The organism is Actinomyces sp. Z16 (assembly GCF_003111765.1).
GTDB classification, from domain to species: domain Bacteria; phylum Actinomycetota; class Actinomycetes; order Actinomycetales; family Actinomycetaceae; genus Actinomyces; species Actinomyces glycerinitolerans.
Genome location: NZ_CP027862.1, coordinates 1,246,372 through 1,270,097, shown reverse-complemented (window position 1 = coordinate 1,270,097; position 23,726 = coordinate 1,246,372). Strand labels below are relative to the sequence as shown.

The following is a 23,726-nucleotide window of genomic DNA, read 5'->3' as shown; positions in this document are numbered from 1 at the left end:
GCGTTGTGCTTCACGCCATAATGCCACCGATGTAATTACGGGCGCGTGGTTATCGATATACTCGCTGCATCTCGCTGGTTGCACCCTGAAGCACGACTAAGGTTGCAGAACTATTTCACCCCGACGCGTCTCCGAGGGAGATCGCTCATGTTCGGATCCCTTTGCCGGACTGCGCACAACTGTCGACCTGCGGACTTATGGCATGATGGCAACGTTCGAATGCCTTCTAGCAGCGCAGGGGGAGCACTCCATGCACGTCCTCATCACCGGCGGCGCCGGGTTCATCGGCGCCAACTTCGTCCACCAGACCCTGGTGCGTCACCCCGACGCGACGGTGACGGTGCTCGACAAGCTCACCTACGCCGGCAACCGTGGCTCCCTGGAGGATCTGGGCGACCGTATCAACCTGGTGGTCGGGGACATCGCCGACGCAGACACGGCGGACCCACTGGTGGCCGACGCCGACGTGGTGGTCCACTTCGCCGCCGAGTCTCACAACGACAACTCGCTGCGTGACCCCTCCCCCTTCATCCGCACCAACCTGGTGGGCACCTTCACCCTGCTGGAAGCGGTGCGCCGCCACGGGGTGCGCTTCCACCACGTGTCCACCGACGAGGTCTACGGCGACCTCGAGCTTGACGACCCGGCCAAGTTCACTCCCGACACCCCCTACAACCCCTCCTCCCCCTACTCCTCCTCCAAGGCCGGCAGTGACCTGCTGGTGCGCGCCTGGGTGCGTTCCTTCGGGGTGGAGGCGACCATCTCCAACTGCTCGAACAACTACGGGCCCTATCAGCACATCGAGAAATTCATTCCTCGCCAGATCACCAACCTGATCGACGGCGTGCGCCCCAAGCTGTACGGCGCGGGCGAAAACGTGCGCGACTGGATTCACGTGCTGGATCACAACAACGCCGTGTGGGACATCATTGAGAAGGGCCGCATCGGCGAGACCTATCTGATCGGTGCCAACGGGGAGAAGAGCAACAAGGAGGTCGTCGAGCTCATCCTCGAGCTCATGGGACACGACCCCAGCGACTACGAGCACGTGAACGACCGCCCCGGCCACGACATGCGCTATGCGATCGACAACTCCAAGCTCGTCACCGAGCTCGGCTGGGCCCCGCAATACACGGACTTCCGCTCCGGCCTGCAGGCCACCATCGACTGGTACCGGGACAACGAGTCCTGGTGGCGCCCGCTGAAGGCGGAGGTCGAGGCCAAGTACGCCGCCCAGGGACAGTGAGCCACCCCCGCAGCGCCCGACCGGAAAGGTTGGGCGCTGCGGTTCCTATTGGCCGTCGCAGGCGGTGATGCGCCATAGCGTCGCGGTATCCAACTGCGCGACGAGTTCGAACCCATGCGTGACGTCAACGTCTCTGTAGCCGGGGAACTCGTTGCTCGCCTTCTCTTCATCCAGAGTGGTGTCATCGTAGTACATGGGTTCGCCGCCGTTTCGGTTGATGATTTCACAGACGCGGGGATCGCTGTTGATTTCGTTGAAGTGAACGGCCAGATATTCCTGCGCAGAGGGAAGGCTACGGGAAGTATCAATGCGCACAAAGGCATTGCCGGCGGAGAGCACAGGCACCAGTGCAGCACCGGAGGAAGGCACACCGTAGACGACGGCATCATCCAAGGTGCCGGGCGGAAGCGCTTCCAGTGTGGATCTCTCTTCGGAACTGATCCACGAAGGGTGAACCAGGGCCGTCTCGTCGTACCCGCGGCGGGTCCAGAAGTCAAAACGTTCGACACCCGGAATAGCCACGAACATGACAAGGATGCATGCCATGACGGCGCCGAGCATCCGGCGAGTGATTGGCATACGTGCATGCTTGCCTGTCCTACGTGCGCCCGCACACGTTTCAAGGGCGATAGCAGCAAGGCATCCGGATAGCAGCGCCAGCGTTGCCAGATACCGGTTGTTGTCGCCCCACCATCCGCCGGTCAGCGCCCACCACGGTCCTTCCGGCAATGCGGTTATCACGCTGAGAACGACCGTGCTCCCCCACACGGCCGGAAGCATGAGCCTACGGGAGTGCAGTAGTATCACCACGCCGGTTAGGGCAAGCAGGACCAACAACACGTTGTCCCAGATGGAGCCGTCAATGGGATCAAGCCACAGAGTTTGCTTTACCACAGTCTCCAGCGGACGGACGCTATGGTTGTACGCGCCCATAACCCGCAACTGCGGAATGGCCATCATAGTGCTCAGAGGCAACGCCACCATGGCCACCGCCAGGACGCTCCGGCGCAGCGCGGAACCGGACGACAACGGCGAACCGACCAGCCACACAGCACCCGCAAACAGCATGACGATGATCAACCACTGCCCCGCTCCGGCGTGCGCCATCGTCGTCCCTCCAACGGCTACGGCACCAACACCGAGTGCCAGCCGGGTGGAGCGCAGCCGGATGACGACCAGCATCGCCGCCGCAGCACTGAGGGCGATGGCTATCGCCCAGGCCGCAGCAACCTGTGCGTTGAAGGTGACCATGAATCCCGGGAGCCAAATACTGGCACACCCCAGTGCCGGGGCGACTAGAGTTGCAATACCTCCGCCTCCGGCTGCGCGCGTCAGGCACACGAGGGCGAAAGGCACGACCATTGCGCATACCAGAACCAGCATGATGTTGAAAGCGGCCGGGGTTGACACCACCGGGCGCAGCAGCGACGCCAATGTGTGCCACGTATTTGGGTAGTACTGGCCACCGTTAAGTGACTTCGCCGCCGAGAACATCGACGCGTTCCCACTCCGGTAAGTCTCCTCAATGAGGTTGAGATGGAACATTGCGTCGTGGTTTTGGAGCAGAGCATCCGCTGATCTAGACACGCTGGTCAGCACGATCAACTGGAGCGTTGCCGCCATGGCGATCCCACCGACGGCAAACAGCGCCGGGACCCAGCTACTGCGGATGGACGGATCAACGGCCGCGTGCCGTCGTCCCAATAGACGTCTGCGTCCGTACTGGACGAGGCAGCCGGTTACGGCACATCCAATGAGCACAGTCCACCCGCTGATCGGAGTCCAGGGGATCCCCAACGGTTTCATTACCGTGCTCACTGTCCCAACAATGAACACAGTGGCTGCCGGCCCTGCCGGGAGAGCAACCCTGCCAGGTGCTCCGACAGCTCTTAGAAGCAGAGCACCTGGCGCCACCACGGTGATAAACATAAGGGCCGCGAGCAGCACGGCCACTGTCCAGGATGTTCCCACGACGCGTCACGACCTTTTGAACGACGAGACACGAGAGGCCGATGACGTGGCGGTATCACTTCCTGGCGCATCACCTTCACAGCCGGTGATGCGCCAGATCTGCGCCGCGCCCTCCGAGTCCACCAGTTCGAGCCCGGTGTCAGGAACCTGCGCCAGCGGGGCGTCCCAGCGAAGCGGGGCCGCACCGGTCACGGATCCGGAAGCCGTCGCGTCGGTATTGATGAAGAAGAACTCGGCGCCAAGTTCGTCAAGCACCTCGCATGTGTGGTGGTCCAACTCGGGCCAAGCCTCAAGCAATTCCGCTTGGGGCGTGTTCTTCGTGGGGGCCGCCCGCATCGGGTAGGCCACGTGCACACCTCCCAGCGACCACAGGTAGGCGCCGCCCAATGACGGTGCGCCAACCACGACGGCGTCGTCCGGCAGCACCGCTGTCGCCCGTTCAAACAGGGAGATCTCGTCGGGGGTGACCAGGGTGCCGTACTGGATGCGTTTCGGATCGTAGATCGAGGCGACGAGTGCACGCTCCAACGGTATCCGCGTCAACACCGGCACCGTCGCCAGCAGCACCAGTGCGACCGCGCCCGCCCGTCGCCACTGCGCTGTGCGCTGTTGGAGCAACCGGGCCGCCAGGGCCTGCACCGCGCCACTGGCCAGGACCAGTGCCGGCAGCAGCACCAATGGGGCGATACGTGCCTTCTGCAGGTACCAGGGTGAACCGAGCTGACGACCCGCCCACTGCGGTCCCCCGACCATCACGACGAGTGCCAGCGCCAGTAGCCACGCCGCCAGCCAGGGGCGCAGCCGCCGATCGCGCCGTCCCTTCCAGGCACCCACGATCACGAGTGCACCGAAGACCGCGCCCGTGGGGATCAGGGCGCCGGCGTAGGAGCCGTACATGGGTAGGTCTGCCAGCGCCTGCAACAGCGTGCCCGCAGCGCCCGCCGGCCCGCCGGCCGGGCGCCGGTAGCCCATGACGGAGGCCAGCGAACTGCGCAGCAGCCAGGCAGCGGCCGCCAGTATCAGCACGCCGACCGCTCCCCCGCCGAGCAACCACGCCCGTGCCCGTCCGTGTAGGTGACGCAGCCTGCCAAGCGCACCCGCTGCGAACGGAAGTCCTAGCACCATCAGATTGAACAATCCGGTGCCGTGTGCGGCCATCACGCCACCGCAGGCGCCTACGAGCAGCAGCCAAGCCACCGCCCGCCGGCGCGGCGACTGGGCGGTATCGATGCGCAGCACCTCCATGACCACCATCACCCCCGGCAGGCCCAGCACGCTGAGTGCATAGGGCCACACCGCCAGCGCGGTCATGGGCAGTAGCGCGAAAGCCACCAGCCCCGCTGACAGGGCCACCGTTACGGCTATGGCAACCGCCCGGAGACAATCCCCGTCGGGCCCGGCCTCGATGTCAGTTGCTGTGCCCGGCCCAGTTAGCTGTGCCAGCATCCCGAAGGCAGCCAGCGGCCAGACTAGAGACAGTACCGCCAGAACAGCAGCGTTGGTTGCGGCCACTGCACCGCCGGGAGCAAGGGCGACGACTCCGTGCCAGACCGTCGGGTAGTAGACCGCCCGGCCGCCATACAGGTCGGCGAGGCCGCCGAGCATGGAGGCATTGCCGCCTTCCCGAATTGTGGCCACGGCACTCAGGTGGAAGACGGCGTCGAAGGCCTGGGCCGGGTAGTCCGCACCAGGCAGGGTAGTGAGAAATACCAGCGCCGGTACGGCCACGGCCACAGCCAGGCCGCTCCCCAGGATCATGCGGTCCGCCCGGGAAGCGCCAAGCCGTCGGCCCACAGCCTCACCGCGGCCGGCGAGCAGGCGCGCCACCACGGCGACCAGCGCAGTCAGGGCGGCGATGAATCCCCACCCCCACGGGCACCAGGGCGCGCCTACAACCTGGGCAAGGATCTCTGCCGTCCCGGCGATCGCACAGCCGAGTGCCGGGGCGAGTGCCAGGGCCGCCGACGCATTCAGCCGGGCGGCCCGGGCCACGACCCAGCCGGGCAGCAGCAGGATGAGCGCGACGACGGCCACCCCGGGCAGAAGGGCCGGGGAACTGGACGCCGCGCTCGCCGTCATGCTCAAGCTCGCATACATCGGCACCATGAAACCAGATGCACCGAGTGCCACGCCGACTTACTGGTCCCAGCCACAGGCACTGATCAACCACAGTGTGTGGTCGCCGTCGGTCGCCACCCGCATCAACGCCTCGCGCGGCAGCTCGTCGAGCTGGTTGGGCCAGCGTGGCGTCTCCGCACCGCCGGGGGCGCCGCCCTCGGTGGGGTCGTCGTCGGTGTAGTAGTAGTGGGCACCCAGCCGGTCCAGGGCGGCGCACACCTGCGGATCGTCAAAGATCTCGTCCGCGTGCCGAGCCACGATGCGGCGGTCCGCTTCGGCATAGCGGCGCAGGGTCGGGTAAACCACGTCGGTGCCGGTCAGTGACCAGTAGTAGGCCGAACCATTGGTGGGCTGACCGAGCACCACCGCGTCCTCGGGTAGCAGGTCCGCGGACGCGCGGATGAAGTCGATCTCCTCCTCGGACAGCATCATCGGCCAGCGGCTGATCGTCGGCTGGTAGGAGAAGGCGATTACGTAGTGGTGAAAGCCCGAGCGGGCGACCGCGGCGCCGCCAAGGGCGACCGTACTCACGGCGAGCAGCGCCGCCGCCGCGCGCAATCCCCAGTCGGCACGGTTCGGCTGCGGGGAGGCGAGCAGCGCCGCGCGGCGCCCCCGCGCCGAGTCCCCTAACCCCTCCAGCGCGGTCACCGCCAGCACCAGGACGGCGATCTCGAACAGCGGCATGATCCGGGCGCGCTGCAAATACCAGGGCGAGGCGAACACGCGCAGCGGACCATCCGTGTACACGGAGGCGACCATCAGCAGCACGGCGAGCACAGCGGTGAGGATCGCCCAGCGATGCCGGCGTCGAACCACGGAGACGACCACTCCGACGGCCGCGACCACGGTCAGGCTGGCCCCGCCCCAGCCGCCGTCGCGGATGGCCCGGGTCATGGCCGAGTCGTGGAAGGCCTCACGCAGCACCGCCACCGCATTCGCACTCGGCCGGTGGTAGGTGAACAGCATCCGCAGCTGGTCCCAGAAGCCAATCACGCCCAGGGCCACCGCCAGCACAACCAGGCCGGCCAGGGCCATGATGATCATCCGCTGGCGGTTTCCGGCGCGCCAGCGCTGCGTGATCGCCACCAGCCCCACCACCAGCAGCGCGGGCACGCCGATGACCGCCAGGTTGAACGCGGAGGCGCCGTGCACCGCCACCAGTCCCAGGCAGGCGAAGCCGGCGGCCAGCCAGCCACCGACCCGGGAGGCGGCCGCGCGGCGCTCTCCCCGGCGCGGCCGGGCCACCATCACCAGCGACACCGCCCCGGGCAGCAGGCACACCGCCCACCCGTAGGGCCACAGGATCGACATGAGCACGAAGGGGCCGGTGGCGATGGTGGAGGCGACGATGCCGGTCAGCAGCGGCAGGGCGTCTCGGATGCGCCGCGAGGGCGCGCTGAACAGGGCCGACAGCAGGGAGGCGCAGCCCAGCGGCCAGACCACGGCGAGCCCGACCAGCACGGTGAGGTTGGCGGACACCGCAACGGGCGCGGGCACGATCGCGTTCAGGGCGTGCCAACCGGTCGGGTAGTAGTGGACCTCCCCCCAGTACATGGGGGCGAGCGCACCGATCGGGTAGGCATCGGCGAGGTCACGCACGTAGGCGGCCGCGTTCAGGTGCCAGACGCCGTCGGAGGCCTGCATGGGTTGATCCGCCGGTCCGATGCCGGTGACCACCGCCCGCCCGGACAGGGCGGCAGCCAGTCCCAGGGCCCCGCCCAGCGGCCACCACGGCCCCGGCCCCACGGCGGGTGGCCGCAGCCGGGCGCGCAGGCGCTCCCAGCCGGAACCCGCCGCCGGCGGATGGCCGTGGCGGCGGCGCGCCCACGCGCGGGCCGCGGCGGCCCCGGCCAGGCAGGCCGCCAGCAGCGCCAGCGTGCCGGCGAGAGCGGTGCCCGTACGCCAGGGCACCCCGCCCCAGCGGTACAGGACGGTCAGGGCTCCGACGGCGGCGGCGGCCATGGCCGGGGCCGCCCCGAGGGACTGCAGTCGTGCCAGGCCGAAGGCCCGCCCCACCAGGTAGCCGGGGGCGAGCAGGAAAGCTAGAAGGAAGGCGGCTGCGGGCAGTGCCTGGAGCCAGGTCACTTGCCCCCGCCGATGGTCAGGCGGGGGGTGCCCGCCCAGAGGGCGGGGTCGGTGACGCGGCGGCCGTCGAGCAGCAGCCGCACGCCGGGCAGGTCCGCGGGGGCCAGGGTGGCGTACTCGGGGTGGTCGGCCTGGACGATGGCGACGTCGACGGCGTCGCCGAGGTGGTAGGCGTCCCAGCCGAAGCCGGCCAGCTCGGCGTCGGTGTACATGGGGTCGTGGACCAGCACCTGCGCGCCCTTGGCGCGCAGCGCCTCGACCGTGGGAAACACGCCGGAGAAGGCGGTCTCCTTCACCTTGCCGCGGTAGGAGGCGCCCAGCACCACCACGCGCATCCCCTCGAGGCTGCCGAGCACCTCCACCGCGCGGTCGACCACGTACTGCGGCATGGTGGCGTTGAAGGAGCGGGCGGTGCGCACGATCGAGGCGTCCGGGTCGGTGGACAGGTACAGGCGCGGGTAGACGGGGATGCAGTGGCCGCCCACGGCGATGCCGGGCCGGTGGATGTGGGAGTAGGGCTGGGAGTTGCAGGCGTCGATGACGCGCTGGATGTCGAAGCCGGCCTTGTCGGCGTAGACGGCGAACTGGTTGGCCAGACCGATGTTGACGTCCCGGTAGGTGGTCTCGGCGAGCTTGGCCATCTCGGCGGCCTCGGCAGTACCCATGTCCCACACGCCGTTGGGGTGGGGCAGGTCGGTGCGCTCATCGAAGTCGAGAACCTGCTCGTAGAAGCGGATACCGGCCTCGGTGCCGGCCTGGTTCAGGCCGCCCACCAGCTTGGGGTAGCGGCGCAGGTCGGCGAAGACCCGCCCGGTGAGCACACGCTCGGGGCTGAAGACCAGGTGGAAGTCCTCCCCCTCCTTCAGCCCGCTGATCTCCTCCATCAGCGGCTTCCAGCGCCCGCGGGTGGTGCCGACCGGCAGGGTGGTCTCGTAGGAGACCAGGGTGCCGGGGGTCAGGTGCTCGGCGAGGGAACGCGTGGCGGCGTCCATCCACTCGAAGTCCGGCTCCCAGGTCTCATCGTTGACGAACAGCGGCACCACCAGCACCACGGCGTCGGCGCCCGGGATGGCCTCGGCGTAGTCGGTGGTGGCGCGCAGCGCCCCGGCGGGCACCAGCCGGGCCAGCCGGTCGGCGAGCTCGGCCTCACCGGGGAAGGGCTCGCGGGCGGCGTTTACGGCTTCTACGGTGGCGGGGTTGACGTCCACGCCGATGACCTCGTGGCCCTTTCCGGCGTACTGGACCGCCAGGGGCAGACCGATCTTTCCCAGGGCGACGACGGCGATGCGCATGCAGATTCCTTCCTCAACAAACCTTCGGTCACGCCATCGTAGGCCATCGACGTCGGCCCATCGACCATCAAGCGCAAGACAGCTGATTTAGGATGCCCCTGTGAGACGCCATCCCGCTATCCTCGTGATCTCCTTCTCCCCGATCGCCCGCGATGCGCGGGTTCTGCGCGAAATCAGCGCGCTGGCCGAGATCGGCCAGGTCACAAGTGTGGGATACGGTCCCACACCACCGCATGTAACCAATCACTTGCAGATTCCAGATTCCGCGCCCTCCCTGCCACAGACCCCGTCCGGCGTGCTGAAACTGGCCACCCGCCGCCTGCGCTCCGCCGAAACGGCCGCCCCCGCGGCGCGCGCGGCGATACGACTGTTGGGCGACGCCCGCTTCGACATGGTCGTCGCCAACGACGCACGCGCAATCCCCACCGCCTTCGCCGTGGCCCACGGCGCACCGATCTGGGCGGACATGCACGAATGGGCACCCGAGGAACGCACCCATGTGACCAGTTGGCGTCTGCTCGTAGCCCCTCTCATGGACCACATCTGCCGGACATATCTTCCGCGCTGTGCGGCCGTGACGACCGTCGGTGCCGAGATCGCGGACCTATATCAACAGCACTATGGCGTTAGCCCTAGGCTGGTGCGCAACGCTGCGCCCTACGCAGACCTGTCCCCCTCCCCCATGAGTTCGGACGGCTCACTTCGGCTGGTGCACTCCGGCGGAGCCGTCGCGGGCCGCAACATCGAGGCGATGATTGACGCCGTCAAGCAGCTTGGGGATCGATTCACTCTCGATCTTTACCTCGTTCCCGGAGGAGACAACGGTGCTTACCTGTCCGCGCTCAAGAAACGGGCGTCAGGATGCGACCGGGTCATCTTCCACGAGCCGGTGACCCCCAACGAATTGCCGGCAACCCTGAATCAGTACGACGTCGGCGTCTACTGGATCCCTCCGTTCAATACCAATGCGCGCCTGGCACTGCCTAACAAGATCTTTGATTTCATTCAGGCACGTCTTGCCGTGGCAGTCGGCCCCGCAGTCGAAATGGCACGCGTGGTCGACAGTTACGGGATCGGAGTAATCTCAGGAGGAAACGACCTGTCAGACATCGTGGCTACGCTGAGCACTCTGACACCGGATGCAGTTTCCCGCTACAAGCAGGCAACCGACCTGGCCGCTCAAGAACTGAGCTTCGAGCATGAGAAACAGGTCGTCCATACAATCGTTCGCGAACTCACCAGCCCCGTCGCCTAATAGTCACAGGAGATCATGCCATGCGAGTCATGTCCGTAGTTGGTGCCCGTCCGCAGTTCGTTAAACTCGCGCCGATAGACCGCGCCTTCAAGGCGGCTGACATCGAGCACGTCATCGTCCACACGGGTCAGCACTACGACCCGATGCTCTCCGACGTCTTCTTCTCCGACCTGGGCATCTCGACCCCGGACCATCATTTGGGCGTGGGCTCAGGCACTCACGGACGCCAGACCGGTGCGATGCTGGCCGCCCTCGACGGAGTGCTGGAGGATGACCACCCCGACTGGGTGCTCGTCTACGGTGACACCAACTCGACTCTCGCTGCGGCACTTGCCGCGGTCAAGATGCACATACCGGTCGCGCACCTTGAAGCCGGGCTGCGTTCCTTCAACCGGCGCATGCCCGAGGAGATCAACCGAGTTCTCACCGATCACGCATCCGATCTCCTGCTCGCCCCAACTCAGGTGGGCATGGATCACCTTGCCGAGGAGGGGCTGGCATCCCGGGCGGTGCTGGTGGGAGATGTCATGACCGATGTGCTCTACCGAGTGCGCGACGAGGTCGCCGCACGGCCCGGCTGCGTCATCATGGATGAGTTGGGGCTGGCCGAGGGAGGGTACTCCGTGGCGACAATCCACCGTCCGGACAACACCGACGATCCAGCGATTCTCAACACGGTACTCGACTCGCTGGGAGCGGTTGATCATCCGGTTGTGTTGCTCGCGCACCCCAGGCTAGTCGCAAAATGCGAGGCCGCTGGGATCTCGATCGACCGTGGCTCGCTGCGTTCTCACCGCCCACTTGCCTATCCGGACCTCATCGCCTCGGTGATGCACGCGCGTGGCGTGATTACGGACTCCGGCGGCCTTCAGAAGGAGGCATTCCTCCTCAGAATCCCAACAACCACCGTGCGCCCACAGACCGAATGGGTCGAGACCGTGAAACTTGGTTGGAACGTACTTGTGGAACCTGGTCCGGAACTTGTGGCCGCCGCCCAGCGCCGTCGGCCACAAGATACCGACGCGGCCCCGTACGGCGACGGACACGCCGCAGCCAACGTTGTGCAGGCCTTGGAAAACCACATGACAGGCGTCTAATTCTCCGGTATGAGTTCGCCATTCTCATCGAAAGTGTTTGCCGCACCGTCGGGGCCATACAGGGGTTCGTAAGGGGTACTGAGCCCCCAAGGATCACGAGCGGAGGCAGGTGCCAGATCTCCGCAGGCGGTGATACGCCATACGGAGGCAGTTCCCGCGCTAGCGACTAGTTCAAACCCACCGGACGTATCCACCCCGTACAGCCCGGGTGCGCGCTCGGTCACATCAATCCCCGCCACCGTGCCGGCGTCGTCCGAGTAGTAGTACCCCACTCGGTAGTGCCGCACGAGTTCGCAGACCTTCGGGTCCTTGTCAATAGCCGAGAAGTGCTGGGCCAGATACTGGGCGTCCCAGTCCAATGAACGGAAGGTCAAGTGGGGGAACACCGAGCGCAGACCGGCCAGGACCTCTACATAGGCCGCCCCTGCGGCGGGGTCGCCAAGCACCATGAGGGAAGCGTCCGTGTGATCGCGCAATGAACGGATCATCTCCACCTCATCCACCTCCAACGTGTGCACCGGTGTAATGCTTCCCGAGACATAGGAGGACACGGCCGCATTGCTACGGGCTGAGTCAGCGCCAATACCTCCCGCGAACAGAATCAACACGCAGGCAGCCGCAGTCGCCTCTTGAGCCGGACGGACATGCCAAGCAGGCGCGCACACCCTGACCACACTCAGCAGCCAATCCACACTTGCCGCCGCCAGCAGCGAGATCGCCGGCATGACAAGAGGAATGATGCGGTACGGGTCGTTGTACCACAGTCCCGTCGCTGCTGTGAGTGGGCCTAACGGCAGGTAGGACGCCGTCAGCAGGATCATTGGCAGTAACCAGGCCCAGGTGATCCATCGCCATTGCTGACGACGCACGGTAACCACCAGGCCCGAGACGATCAGCACCAGCTGGAGCGACAGTGCCGTCTTGTACCCAAGTCCAGCACCACCCAGAGGCCAAAGCGTGAGCAAAGCACGCAGGCGTCGAGGTACATTCGTCAAGCCCGCATAGCCGTCACGGCCCAGGCGCGCAATTACCCCAGGCTCGAGGACGAGCATGGCGGCCGCGAGTAGCAACACCACTGCGCCTGTACCCGCTACCAACGCCGCCGTTCGCTCGCGTCCAAGGCGACGCGACACGAACGCCACAGTCGCCTTCACTATGCCGTACAGCAGTGGCAGCCCCGTGAGCAGAACCGAGAAAACTGCCGAGGGGTACGTGGCAATCGCACCCAGGAGGGCGGCAGCGAAGACGCCTAACGCAATCGTGGCCCGGCGACGTCCCGCAACGCCGGTTACGCTGAGCAGTCGCATCGCGCGGCACAGCAACGCCAACATCGCCGGCAGCACCGCGTACCCCAGTGCGTTGGGCCACAGCTGCCGGTAGGCAAGCATGTAGACCGGGTAGGCAGGCAACAGCGTCACGGTCAGCGACGCGACCGCGGGGGCCCATCTAGAGGTCGGGAACGCCTCATGCGCGAGTGCCGCGATTCCGAGGACCCAGATGATTGGAGTTAAAGACACCAGGGTGTTCGTCACGGCAACTATGCGCGCAGGGCCAGCGATAGCCGCCACGATGGCGTGCCACACAAGTGGGTAGTACGCGGGGATAGCGCGCAGCGAGAACGACCAGGAAGCTCCGGTGAGCAATGAAGCGTCGCCGGTCTGCGTAATCGTCCAGGCCAGGTTGTAGTGAAATACCGAGTCGATCTGCTGAGCCGGCAACTCGGGATCCCACTGCCTGAGGATCGGCAGCGCGATTAGGACGCCTGCTCCGACGGCAACAAAGAATGACAGGAAGACGGTGCCTCGCCGTCGCCGGGACAGTTCTCTCGGTAAAGGAGCCGGGAGCCTTCCCAGTACAAGACGCGAGATACACCAGGTAAGCACCAGGCAGACGACAAGTCCCACGGACAGAGACCCAAGCGAGTAGCGCAGCCCTATCCAGGCATACACCTGACCCAATAACGCCACCACGGCGAAGGTCACTGGTGGTGCTGCCGCGACTGGCAGCAATCCTCGGTATCCCAATACGCTAAGCATGGCGAGGCCGGGGATGAACACCAGCGCGAGTAGTTCCAGCGCGTATCCCGCACAGTGTAGCCACGGCACAAGAAGTGACATCAATAACTCTCTCTCGGGATTCCGACAGCCACGGGAGTGTTCGCGACCGAATCAGGTCAGTACCTCCGGGCTTTGCCCGGTTAAGGTCAACGCCACCGCCCGCGCGCGATCCGCCCAGGTGCTCTCTCGCGCGACTGCGCGGGCCGCTGCCGCTTTCTCCTCGACTTCCTCGGGTGCGTGCGTCAAGTGGAGCAGCAGTGCGGCGAAGGCATCGGGGTTGTAATCGACCACCCACCCCGCGCCGTTAGCATCAATGATCCTGCCGGCCTCGGTTCCACACGTGGCTATGACTGGTCTGCCAAACGAAAGGTACTCGAAGAGTTTGACGGGTACCGCAATATCCCGGTATTTGGAGGGCTTGACTGCGAGTACGCCGACGTGCGAGCGGGCGTACACCGGCTCAAGCTCCGACGAAGACAGATGCCGCACAGTAATCGAGTCGCCCAGGAGAACTGGGTTCTGGGCCACAGCTGCCTGCCACTGTGAGGCACGCGTCACTAGTTCAAGGCCAACGTTCGGGGTTGCGGCCACGGCAGCGACGAACGCCGTCAGATCGTAGTGCGAGCCCAAGCCACCCACGTACACGAGGCGTAGGCCGCCTGCCGCGTCCGGCAGTGGGAGGGCACGCCCGGCTTCCCCGCCAGGCGGGAGCGATGAGAAGGAGTCACCGGGCCCCAGGCCGACCAGCTCAGACATTGGCACAGACGGCAGGAAAAAGTGCACCCGATTACGGCGGTAGCCGTACAGGTCACCGCGTTGGAGGGCGTTCGCGATCCGGCCGTAGGGTGTGCGTGTCTCAGCGGTCGGTACGCGCCAGTACACATCCCGGTAGAACACTCCTACGGGCACACCCGCACGGTGCATGGTGCGCATGATTCGGTAGTCAAGCAGTGGGGCTAACCCGGTGCGTACACTTGTGGCCAACACGTTGGGCTGGGTGGAGTTCTCGCTGTACAGGAAGGCAGGTCGGTTACCGGCGGCGATTCGCTTGCGCAGAGCGGCGAACGCCCCGCCCCGCTGTCGTACCGAGCCAGAGAGGTCAAAAACCTCATAGCCAATCTGTGCAAACGCTTCCCGCATGCGCAGCGGACGCAGTCGGGACGCCGAAGTCGGGTCGGGGTCAAGCGGGTAGGGAGCATGAAAAACCATCCACTGTCCTCGCCCATCCACACTCATGCGGCCGTCTCCCGTTCGAGCCCGCTGGCAAGCTCGACCAGTCGCTGCGCCATACCGGTGTACTGCCGGTCGGCATTGAACTCCTGGTCCCAAGTGCGCCGCGCCTGTTCCCGCATCCGACTGAATTCCTCGGCCGGAGCGTCCGCGACCTCGGCTATCGCACGGGCAACATCGGCACCGGTCGCGTCACCTGCTACGAGCCGCCCATTGACGCCGTCGTGCACGATCTCATTGGTGCCGCCCACATCGGTGGCGACGACCGGTAGTCCAGCCGCCATCGCTTCCATGACCGACACCGGCACCCCCTCCCCGGAGGAGGTGTTCACCAACATCGTGTAGCCGGCCGTCTCGAGCAGTGCGCGCGTGCGATCGTTGGGCTGGTAGCCCAGGAACTCGATCTGAGCCCGGGGCGCGACGCGAGCGGCGTACTCACGCATGTCAGCGAGCCTGCCCTCGTTCCGCTCGCCGATATGGGTCCATCGCACGTGCCTATCCGCCCCGCTGAGTACCCCCACAGCGTCAGCGAGTCGGTCTATCCGCTTGTACGGGGCCAGGTGCGAGCAACTGACGAGGTGAACAGGCTCACGCACACACTCACCACCAGCGCTGGCAGGCACCCCCAAGTGACGGATCTCGATGTGGGCGCTGTCTTCATGATGGTAGGGGGCCAGGAACGAGGCGGCATAACGGGAGATTGGGTAGATCTCGTCCAACCCTCCGACCAGCCGCCGGCGCCCAGGCAGATGGCCCTGAGGCTTGTATGCCTCGTTAACGTCGTATGCGTGGGCACGGGAGACGGCGATGACAGGCGCGTCATGAGTGGCGCGTAGCAGCTGTGCCAGCCCGGCTCCGTAGTACAGCCAGTAGCCGTATGCAAGCAGCGGCCGCCCCGCAAGCCGTTCCCGGTACAGTCGCGTACGGGTAAACCGGTCGAAGCGGTGCAGCACGTCCACGGCGAAGTGGAGCTCGCGCACCACACAGGCGGCAGATCGGCGAGTGTTTCCAAGCTCGATACGTCCGGGTCCCGCCAGTAGCCGGGGCAGATAGCCGGCTACGCGTTGTTTCCAGGGGCGTTCCTCATCCAGGGGCAGCAACACCGCAGAAACGTTCCGGGGCATCCGGCGGGTCTTCGCCACACCGACACCGCTGCGCATCGGCACGACCCAGATCTCTTCGAAACACTCAGCCAGGTAGCCGATCTCCTGCTCGAAGAACTCCTCACCGACGTCGAAGGGGTAGTTGTCGGTGAAGACGACCAGTGGAACGGGCGACTTCTTCACGCTATTCCCTCTCCGTGCGACGGCGTGGTGCGACCGTGGGCCGCGGCTGCATTCTCGCATATGCCACGAGAGCGAGTCGGTAGATCCATCATTGACCATCGTCGCGTCGGCCGCTGCGGTCGTACTGGCGGGCTGTCAGCAACGCCATACATAGCATGCCGACCAGCATCAAGGCCATCAGCATCCCCAGCACGAACACGGTCCGCATGATCGGCAGTGGGCTGAGCCACAACCATGTCAGCGGCACGGCGCAGTATACGACGGCGAAGAGCAGCAGGCGGCTCTGCTGCTCGGTGACCACGAAGATGTTCGAGATCGGCGAGGTGAGCACGTTCATGAACAGCCAGGGCGTGAGCGCTCGAGCGTAGTACCCGGCATCATCCCATGTGGCTCCGAACAGCAGTGGGAACAGCCAGGGAGCCAGTACGTACAACAAGGCGAAGGGCACGATCGCGGCCAAGAAGGCGCGCCACAATACCGACCGCACCAGCGGCAGCATGGTTCCGGGAGGCGCATCGGAGAGTTTCTTCAAGAATACCTGGGACACCGAGCCGGCGATCAGGGCGACCGGCACCTGCATGATGTTCCAGGCCAGTTGGAATTGACCGAGTGCAGCCACCGAAGCCGCACCGATAATAAGGTTAATGCCGTTGTTTCGTACCGAGTCGACGAAGACGTTGGGGCCGTTCAGCAGTGGCATCTTCCAGTAGCGTCGCATCATCTGGCGCATGGACGGTGCCTGCGGGTCCTTCGGGCCATGTAGCTCGGGCACCCGGCGCTCCAACGAGATCAAGGTAAGCAACTGACCAGCGATCGTGCCAATGATGATCGCGGACAGTCCCCCGTGCAACACGACACCGACCAGCAACTGGCAGCCGGCAACGGCCGTCGACTGGAACACCCGGTTGCGTGCAATGTCCCCGAAGCGTCCTTTACGGGTCAGCCAGTACTGTACGTTGGCGATCTGGGCAACGAAGAACACCGTGATGCCGGAAGCGATCAGCCACCACATGAGCTGGCCGGAATGGTGGTAGTGATCCCGCAAGAGCCTCGCCCCGATCATGCAGGCCAGGGAAGTCAGCAGTGAGCTGATGACGATGCAGCGCCGCGAAAGCCGCGCCAGGACCTTCGCCGACCGGTCATCCTTGGGAAGGATGACGGTCAGGTCGAAGCGCAGGGCGGCAAAGGTGATGACGAATCCAGTGATGGAGCCGTAAATCCCGAACAGACCCTTGTCCGTGTCCGAGTACACCCTGGCGATGAAGATCTGCAGGAGAAAGGTGACGCCCTGAGCGGTCGCCGTCCCAGAGACCAGCGTCAGAATGGCGCCGAGCACGGGGCTCCCAGCCTTCAATGACGCCCACCGATCCCTCAGCCGCTGTACCATACGGGTATTGAACCACGCGGCCCGCATGGCGGCGAACGCGCAGGGCCCCGGGTACTCATGCCGCCCCCTCCCCGTCTCTTTACACGAATCTCGTTAGGAGTCCCATGGACGGCGTCCATCTTGATCTCGTCTCCACCCGGTGGTCGCATGCGGCTTCTGGGGATGCGTGGCTTTGGCGCCCATTGAGGAACTGGTACGCCGATGTGACGTCTGTGGATGCGCTTGTCACCGCGGCGCCCGCGGACCGGCGCGGCCAGTGGACCGTTGTCTCCCGACAGGGAGACGATCTGCGCATCGATACCGACCACACCCGCTCCCACCACCTGCTGTTCGCGCGTGCGGGCGACACCTGGATCGTCAGCGACGATCCTGAGCGACTCCGTCGGCACCTAGCCTCGTGGAGGCGTGATGATGAGGCGGCGGATGTGTTCCTCCACACCGGTTTCGTCGTCGGCAACCGCACCTTGGTACGCGGCGTGCATGCCACCCCGGCCGCATCGACCGTGCACCTGCATCCGGACGGAACCTGGGAGAGCACGCTGTGGGACTCCTACCGTTACAGCAACGACCCGATCACCTCGGAGGCCGACTACGCCGCCGCATACGACGAGGCCATGGATCGGACGGTAGGCCGTTTACTCGAGTACGCGGGTGATCGCCAACTGGTAATACCTCTGTCCGGTGGTCTGGATTCGCGCCTGCTCGCCATCTGGCTCAAGCGGCTGAAGGCACCACGTGTCGTCGCTTTCACCTACGGCAAGCCGGGCGCGCGCGAGACCGGAATCTCCCGCAATGTCGCCGATGCCCTGGGGATCGACTGGTTCTCCATCGATCTTGACCCCGGGGAGGTCGCACGCCGGTGGGCAACCACTCAGGCTGCGGTTTTTCAGGCTGCCACGTGGGGGATGACGTCCCTCCCCCACGTGCAGGACTGGTACGCCCTGACCTCAATCCGTGAACGATCCCTTATCGCCGACGACGCCGTGCTGCTCCCCGGCTTCGCTGCGGTCCTACGCCCCGGTTACGCACTTCCCAGACGGTTCGGCGGAGCCCGCGACCTGTTGACCTCCACACCCTCCCGGTCTGAGGTGCTCACCGCGATCGCCCGCAACCACGCCGCAGTCCAAGGCAGCTCCACCGCCTGGCGGCACCTGCCACTGCTGCGTGAGGAGATTCTGCGCTGCGAGAAGGAGACTCCACTGACCGGCGAGCGCGGCGTACAGGGACTGATGAGCTGGTTCAACGCCAGGGAGCGTCAAGCCAAGTACATCAACAACTCCACAAAGTCTTACGAGTTCTTCGGCTACGACTGGGCGCTGCCCATGCTCGACTCCGAGGTCTGGGACTGCTGGCTACGTGGTTCAGAGGAGTTGACCGCGACTCGCGACTGGTATGCGCGATACATCGCCCAGCACTACGCGACTATGACGGGTCAAGACCAGGAACTCTACCTGGCCGCGAGCATATCCCTTCCGGCAACGCCCAAGCGCGTATTGCAGTCCGCCATGCGTGCCACAGGCGGAGATCGCCTGCTCTCCCGCAGCCGCTCGGTACGCACGATGCTGGATCATCCCATGGCGTTCGAGGCCTTCTCGGCGAGTATTCCGCGCATCGAACAGGCACGACGCTTCGCTGCGGGCAACACCACACTGGGGATCTGGACCCGTCTGTTCCTGGACAACCAGTGGGGCGCTGACCTAGTGCCGGCCCCATGACCAACTGGACTGCAAGGGAAAGCTGAAAACATGTCCGAGGCATGAGATCAGCCCGAACGGCTACTCACCACCCATACGTGTGACATGCATCACTTTCGCGTCGCATCGCGACCACATCTGTCATAGTCGAGTTACGCTCCTCACACCGGGGTGTCACTGAACGCCCCAACAGACAAACCCTGCAACGCCCTCGATAAGGAGAGCGCAATGTCACGTCCCATACGGCAATTCACCTCGCGCCGAGCATCACTCGCATTGCTGACGCTTTCCCTTTCGATAGGGATAGGGGCACCTGCTCTCGGTCAGCCGAGCGACAACAGCGACCGCGGGTCAGTATCTGAAGCAGCAGCTGAGGACGCGGCTTTCGACGCTCAGACCAGCGAGCAGTCAGAAAACGAGATTCTCGAAGATATCGCATTTCAAGATCTTGTCAACGAGACCGTAGACCCTGTGATATTAAAGCATGAGGATATTTTCGCGGAAGCCGGCTTCAATGGCGACGGCACCGCCTATGTAGTCTTCACCGAACCTATTCCGGAAGAGGATGCGTCACGAATCCGCGCAGTCGAGGGGGTGACGCTCAGCGAAGACGGCGTGTACACCGCACACGAAGCCGACGAGCTCATGGAGGAGATATCGGACGCAGTTGAAGACGGCCTCCCTGAAGACGCAGCATTCTTGGTTCAGGTTTCACCCGTCAGTGGAGAAACGACCATCGCTGCATCGGACACCGTTCAATCCGAAGCAACGTCCGAGGTCCAAAGAATAGTAGAGGAATCACAGCCCCGCGACACAGTCGCAAGCCCAGGAGCCCCAGGGGATACTCTCGACCCGACGACAAACTCTAGTCCACAGATCTCGTTCGAGGTAGACACGACACTCGAGGCCGAAGACCAGGCTGTCAACGGGGGAGATAAGCTAACGATTACCAATACCACTACACACCATTGCACTGCCGCTTTCCCCGCGAAGTCTGGAGGACACAGCGGGCTGTTGACTGCCGGACACTGTCAGAATGACCTCACTGTTGATCAGGGCAACCGGCTCTACTCAGCTACCAAGGAAAAGCGTCATCTAAACGGGGATATGCAATGGCACCGCGCACGTGAGGCCGTCAACGGCAGGTTCCGCTACCAGTGGGGCACCTACCGTGCCGTAAAGGCACATCCGGTACTAAAGGTTGGAACCAAGGTCTGCCGCTTCGGGGCCACCACCGGCAACGGAACGGGTTGCACTACGGTTGTCTACGTTTCAGCCTGCATTACTTACTCCGACGAGGGCGAATACTGCAAGCTTGCAATGACCGATAGTCACACCGGCTCTAAAGACGGCGATAGCGGCGGACCCTGGTTCTATGGTAACAGCGCCTACGGGATCCATAGCGGCAGTGGAACTAGAGACGGAGTGTACAGAAACTGGTTCTACCCATCCAGAAAAGCAGTTACTGCAGACGGCATCTCCCCGATCTACGATGACGATGGGGCAATCCGCTAGAAGTGTCGTACAGACTTCCACTTTCTGCACTACGGGGCTGCAGTCCCCACAGCGTTTCGTACGCTGGTCGACCAAATGAACACCGTTTTGTTTGTCATCCGCCCCCTAACCGAGTTAATAAACGCTCCTGGAGCCGTTCGACGGCGCGAGCAGGCGAATGGTTGGCCGCGACCCATTCGCGGCCTCCATTCACGCGCGCGCCGTCGAGTGCCTGCCGTACGCCCTCCACAGTGGTCTCTAGCAGCCGTTCAGGTTCTGTGGGCCCGCCCAGAACCGGCACGTCACGCGTCGTCGGATGGGCGCCGTCGTACCAGCGCGAGTTCAATGCCATGACCGTCGTCGTCCCCGTGGCGATCACTTCGAGCTCGGAAATGCTCATGTACCCGGTCATCTGTCCCACGGCGAGAGTGCCGGTGCCCAGCCACCGCGCGTAATCGCGGTGGCTCATGCGGGGGCGTAGCACCACCCCGTAGTCCTGCGCAGCGGTTGACGCGTTCTCACCCCAGTCCAGGCCCTCCAGCTCGACGTTATCCCCAAATTCCTCGCGCAGTGATGCCAGCAAGTTCAGCTGCGTGGCGCCACCCTTGGCAACGTCCCAGCGTGAGGGGAACAAGACCCGGGGCCGATTCCCAGCTTTCTCGGTGACGACGGGAAGCTCACGGATATCCACGATGACCGGCTGCAGCGTGGCGGCAGGAGCGAGATCGAGGACGTGCTCGGCCAGGTCCGGAGTGGTGTAGTACACGTCTCTGGCTTCCCGCACGGCACGCTCAACCAGCGCGGTGTACGACGATTCGTAGCGACGCACACGGATATCCGTGCCGTGCAGGTGCAGCACGTAGGGACGCCGCAACCACCGCGTGTGTGCGGTCACGGTGGCGCCGTGCACGTCCAGGAGGTCAGCGGGTAGCGCCCGACGAAGCAGTCCGGCCTCCCAGGCGGCACCTCGCAGGGCGCGACGCAGTGTGCGGGTACGCGCAGACCATTGCGGATCCACCCGAGCAGTGTCGTACAGGCTCCAGTCAAGGCCAATGCTGCGGGCCTGGCGCACCAAGGCACTTCCGATGCGAGCGACGTCGTTGACGTGGAGGACCTTCACCGGGCCATTCTCACATGTCACGAAGGGTCTGCGAGATCTGACGCCACAGCCCACTGCGAGCTTTTGCACCCTGGTGTGCGGCAAATAGGCGTACACCAGGGTGCAAAAGCTCGTATCAGAGCACAAAGTCGTGTGTCAGTCCGCCACCGACGCCTCGGCCAGCAACACCTCGGCGGCGTCGCGCAGGGCGGCCTGCATGGAGCGGTGCCGCATGACCCACTCCCGACGGCGCTGCACCGCCTCGGCCCGCTGCGAGTCACCCGCACGGGCCGCTTCCAGGGCGGCCAGCATGGCGCCGGCGACCTGCTCGACGTCGTAGTCGCTCGCCCAGCCCAGGGCGTTGGCGGGCAGGTCCGTGCGCGCCGGCCCGGGTCCGGCGTAGACCACCGGCGTGCCGCAGGCCAGGGCGGCGAAGATCTTGGTCGGGTAGGCGAAGTCGTAGCCAAGCCCCGGGCGAATGGACACCACCGAGGCCACCGCCCCGCGCTGCCAGGTGGCGGCCTGCGCGGCCGGCACCAGGTCGTGAAACTCCACGCGCGCGTCCCCGCCCGCCAGGTCCTTCAACGCCTGCCAGTCGCTGCCCTGCCCCAGGAACACCAGCCTGGCCTCGGGCTCCTCCCGGTGCACCAGGCGCAACGCCTCGATGAATACGCCCGCCCCCTGCCACTCCGAGGCGGTGCCGGCGTACAGGAAGTACGGCGCCGCTGGTGCGTCGGCGGCGCGCGGCCCAGCCGGGGTGAACACGTCGGTGTCGATGCCGTTGGGCACCACGGTCACCGCGCGGGCGCCCAGTTCCCGCACCCGCTCGGCCACGCCGTCGTTGACGGCCAGCACGGTGCGGGCGCCACGCAGCACCAGGCCCTCCACGCACCGCAGGGCACCGACCACCCAGCCGGGGGCGCCGGTGGAGGCGGCGGCGTCGGACCACACGTCGGCGGCGTAGTAGGCGTAGGGGGCACCGCGCAGGGCGGCGGCCACGCGCACCACCGCCCCGGTTGTTGGCGGTGGCTCGGCGACGATCAGGTTCGGCGCGGGCCCGGCCAGCAGCCGCGCCGCGAGCGGGATGTCGAAGCTGAGGTACTGGGCGTAGCCGCGGATGTAGCCACTCTTGTCGCGCAGGGCCGGGGCGGAGCGCACCGTCACGCCGGGGTCGGCGGGCGTGTCCATGCCCGGCGGGGTGGAGGTCAGCACGGTCACCTGCGCGCCGACGTCGGCCAGGGCGCGGGCCAGTCCGCTCAGTCGCAGCGCGGCGGCGGCCGGTTCGGGGGCGTACAGGCGGGTGGCCAGCACCACCCGGGGGCGGCCACCGCGCGGGCGGGCGCGCAGTGCGGCGGCCGCGAGGGCGGTGCCCGCACCCGCGGCGGCCAGGGCGAGCAGGCGGCGGTTCACAGCTGCACGGTGCGGCCCTCGGCCGCGGAGGTGAGCACCGCCTCAACCACCCGCAGTGTGTTGACGCCCTCGGCCATGGTGACGTGTTCACTGCCCACGCCGCGCACGGCGTCGCGGAAGCGCTCCTGTTCCAGGGCCAGCGGCTCACGCTTGGGGATGGCGTAGCGGATGACGTCGCCCTCGGTGACACCGCGGAAGTTGGCGACCTGGTCCCAGTCTGAGGTGACGGTCCCGTTGGCGTAGAAGGTCAGGTCGCCGGTAAGGGTATCCGCCACGAAGGCGCCTTTCTCCCCGGTGACGATGGTGACGCGCTCCTTGAAGGGGGTCAGCCAGTTGACCACGTGGGAGACGATCACGCCGCTGGCCAACCGTCCGGAGGCGACCACCATGTCCTCGTTCTCCCGGCCGGAGCGGTGGGCCACCTGGGCGCTGATGGACACGTACGGCGAGCCCGCCACCCAGGCGGTCAGGTCGACGTCGTGGGTGGCCAGGTCCTTGACCACGCCCACGTCGCTGATGCGCGCCGGGAAGGGGCCCTGGCGGCGGGTGAGCACCTGGTAGACCTGGCCCAGCTCGCCGGCGTCGAGCCGCTCCCGCAGCGCCCGCAGGGCCGGGTTGCAGCGCTCCACATAGCCGACGGCACCCACCAGGCCGCGGGACACGAAGGCGTCGCGCACCCGCTCGCCGGCCTCGACGGAGTGGGCGATGGGCTTCTCCACCATGGTGGGAACGCCCGCCTCCGCGAGGGCCAGGGCGACCTCCTCGTGGAAGACGGTGGGGACGGCGACCATGGCGGCATCCAGGCCGGCGTCGATGAGGGCGTGCACATCCGGCAGCACTTCCAGGTCCCCGGCGACGCCGAAGCGGTCGCCGCCCGGGTCGGCCACGGCCACCAGATCCACGCCCTCGGTGGCGCGGATGACCCGGGCGTGGTGGCGGCCCATGGAGCCCAGGCCGATCAGGCCCAGGCGCAGCGGAGCGGCGGTGGTGGCGTTCTCGCTCATC

At 65.8% G+C, this 23,726-nt stretch carries 16 protein-coding genes; 5 read left to right on the top strand and 11 right to left on the bottom strand.

The features are described 5' to 3' along the window. Positions 1-250 precede the first annotated feature (250 nt). Positions 251-1,246, top strand: a complete 996-nt coding sequence (gene rfbB, locus C3B71_RS05245; protein WP_073327184.1) for a dTDP-glucose 4,6-dehydratase — start codon at positions 251-253, stop codon at positions 1,244-1,246. Positions 1,247-1,291: 45 nt separating this feature from the next. Here the strand turns inward: rfbB and C3B71_RS05240 are convergent, their stop codons facing one another. Genes C3B71_RS05240 through C3B71_RS05225 form a run of 4 tightly spaced genes read right to left on the bottom strand, consistent with a single transcriptional unit; the run spans position 1,292 to position 8,712 of the window. Next, positions 1,292-3,175 carry a DUF6541 family protein gene (locus C3B71_RS05240; protein WP_309300312.1) on the bottom strand — a complete coding sequence of 628 codons (1,884 nt, stop codon included), beginning with the start codon at positions 3,173-3,175 and terminating at the stop codon, positions 1,292-1,294. A gap of 48 nt (positions 3,176-3,223) precedes the next feature. Beyond that, a complete protein-coding gene (locus tag C3B71_RS05235) occupies positions 3,224-5,347 on the bottom strand; it encodes a DUF6541 family protein (protein WP_146752409.1) in 2,124 nt (707 codons plus the stop codon). A 6-nt stretch (positions 5,348-5,353) separates the two neighbouring features. Next, a complete protein-coding gene (locus tag C3B71_RS05230) occupies positions 5,354-7,420 on the bottom strand; it encodes a DUF6541 family protein (protein WP_108966591.1) in 2,067 nt (688 codons plus the stop codon). Beyond that, a complete protein-coding gene (locus C3B71_RS05225; protein ID WP_108966588.1) occupies positions 7,417-8,712 on the bottom strand; it encodes a nucleotide sugar dehydrogenase in 1,296 nt (431 codons plus the stop codon). The genes C3B71_RS05230 and C3B71_RS05225 overlap by 4 nt, the downstream gene beginning before the upstream one ends. Positions 8,713-8,812: 100 nt before the next feature. Here C3B71_RS05225 and C3B71_RS05220 point away from each other — a divergent pair, with 100 nt between their 5' ends. Together C3B71_RS05220 and wecB are read left to right on the top strand one after the other, a co-directional pair. Next, positions 8,813-9,967, top strand: a complete 1,155-nt coding sequence (locus C3B71_RS05220) for a glycosyltransferase (RefSeq protein ID WP_108966586.1) — start codon at positions 8,813-8,815, stop codon at positions 9,965-9,967. Between the two features lie 20 nt (positions 9,968-9,987). After that, positions 9,988-11,064 (top strand): non-hydrolyzing UDP-N-acetylglucosamine 2-epimerase, encoded by a 1,077-nt coding sequence (wecB, locus tag C3B71_RS05215; protein ID WP_108966584.1) that lies wholly within the window; start codon positions 9,988-9,990, stop codon positions 11,062-11,064. Here the strand turns inward: wecB and C3B71_RS05210 are convergent. The 4 genes from C3B71_RS05210 to C3B71_RS05195 form a co-directional block, all read right to left on the bottom strand. Beyond that, positions 11,061-13,121, bottom strand: coding sequence for a DUF6541 family protein (locus tag C3B71_RS05210; RefSeq protein WP_159097648.1), 2,061 nt, complete (start codon positions 13,119-13,121; stop codon positions 11,061-11,063). The genes wecB and C3B71_RS05210 overlap by 4 nt on opposite strands. 111 nt (positions 13,122-13,232) lie before the next feature. Continuing rightward, complete coding sequence (locus C3B71_RS05205; RefSeq protein WP_234416112.1) at positions 13,233-14,054, bottom strand: glycosyltransferase; 822 nt, start codon at positions 14,052-14,054, stop codon at positions 13,233-13,235. 299 nt (positions 14,055-14,353) lie between these two features. Further along, positions 14,354-15,637, bottom strand: coding sequence for a glycosyltransferase (locus tag C3B71_RS05200; RefSeq protein WP_159097647.1), 1,284 nt, complete (start codon positions 15,635-15,637; stop codon positions 14,354-14,356). An 88-nt stretch (positions 15,638-15,725) separates the two neighbouring features. Then, entirely contained in the window at positions 15,726-16,973 is a 1,248-nt protein-coding gene (locus C3B71_RS05195) for a lipopolysaccharide biosynthesis protein (protein WP_108966576.1), read from the bottom strand. A gap of 263 nt (positions 16,974-17,236) precedes the next feature. On the opposite strand from C3B71_RS05195, the gene C3B71_RS05190 reads away from it, so the two are divergent. Beyond that, positions 17,237-18,739: an asparagine synthase-related protein gene (locus tag C3B71_RS05190; protein WP_234416110.1), complete on the top strand. Its 1,503-nt coding sequence runs from the start codon at positions 17,237-17,239 to the stop codon at positions 18,737-18,739. Between the two features lie 207 nt (positions 18,740-18,946). After that, on the top strand, positions 18,947-20,233 hold the full coding sequence (locus C3B71_RS15855) for a S1 family peptidase (protein WP_146752363.1): 1,287 nt from the start codon (positions 18,947-18,949) through the stop codon (positions 20,231-20,233). Between the two features lie 94 nt (positions 20,234-20,327). Here C3B71_RS15855 and C3B71_RS05185 read toward each other — a convergent pair whose 3' ends face one another. The 3 genes from C3B71_RS05185 to C3B71_RS05175 form a co-directional block, all read right to left on the bottom strand. Next, a complete protein-coding gene (locus C3B71_RS05185) occupies positions 20,328-21,332 on the bottom strand; it encodes a hypothetical protein (protein ID WP_108966572.1) in 1,005 nt (334 codons plus the stop codon). 135 nt (positions 21,333-21,467) lie between these two features. Next, positions 21,468-22,721, bottom strand: a complete 1,254-nt coding sequence (locus C3B71_RS05180) for a glycosyltransferase family 4 protein (protein ID WP_108966570.1) — start codon at positions 22,719-22,721, stop codon at positions 21,468-21,470. Next, positions 22,718-23,725, bottom strand: coding sequence for a Gfo/Idh/MocA family protein (locus C3B71_RS05175; protein ID WP_108966568.1), 1,008 nt, complete (start codon positions 23,723-23,725; stop codon positions 22,718-22,720). The genes C3B71_RS05180 and C3B71_RS05175 overlap by 4 nt, the downstream gene beginning before the upstream one ends. Position 23,726 lies beyond the last annotated feature (1 nt).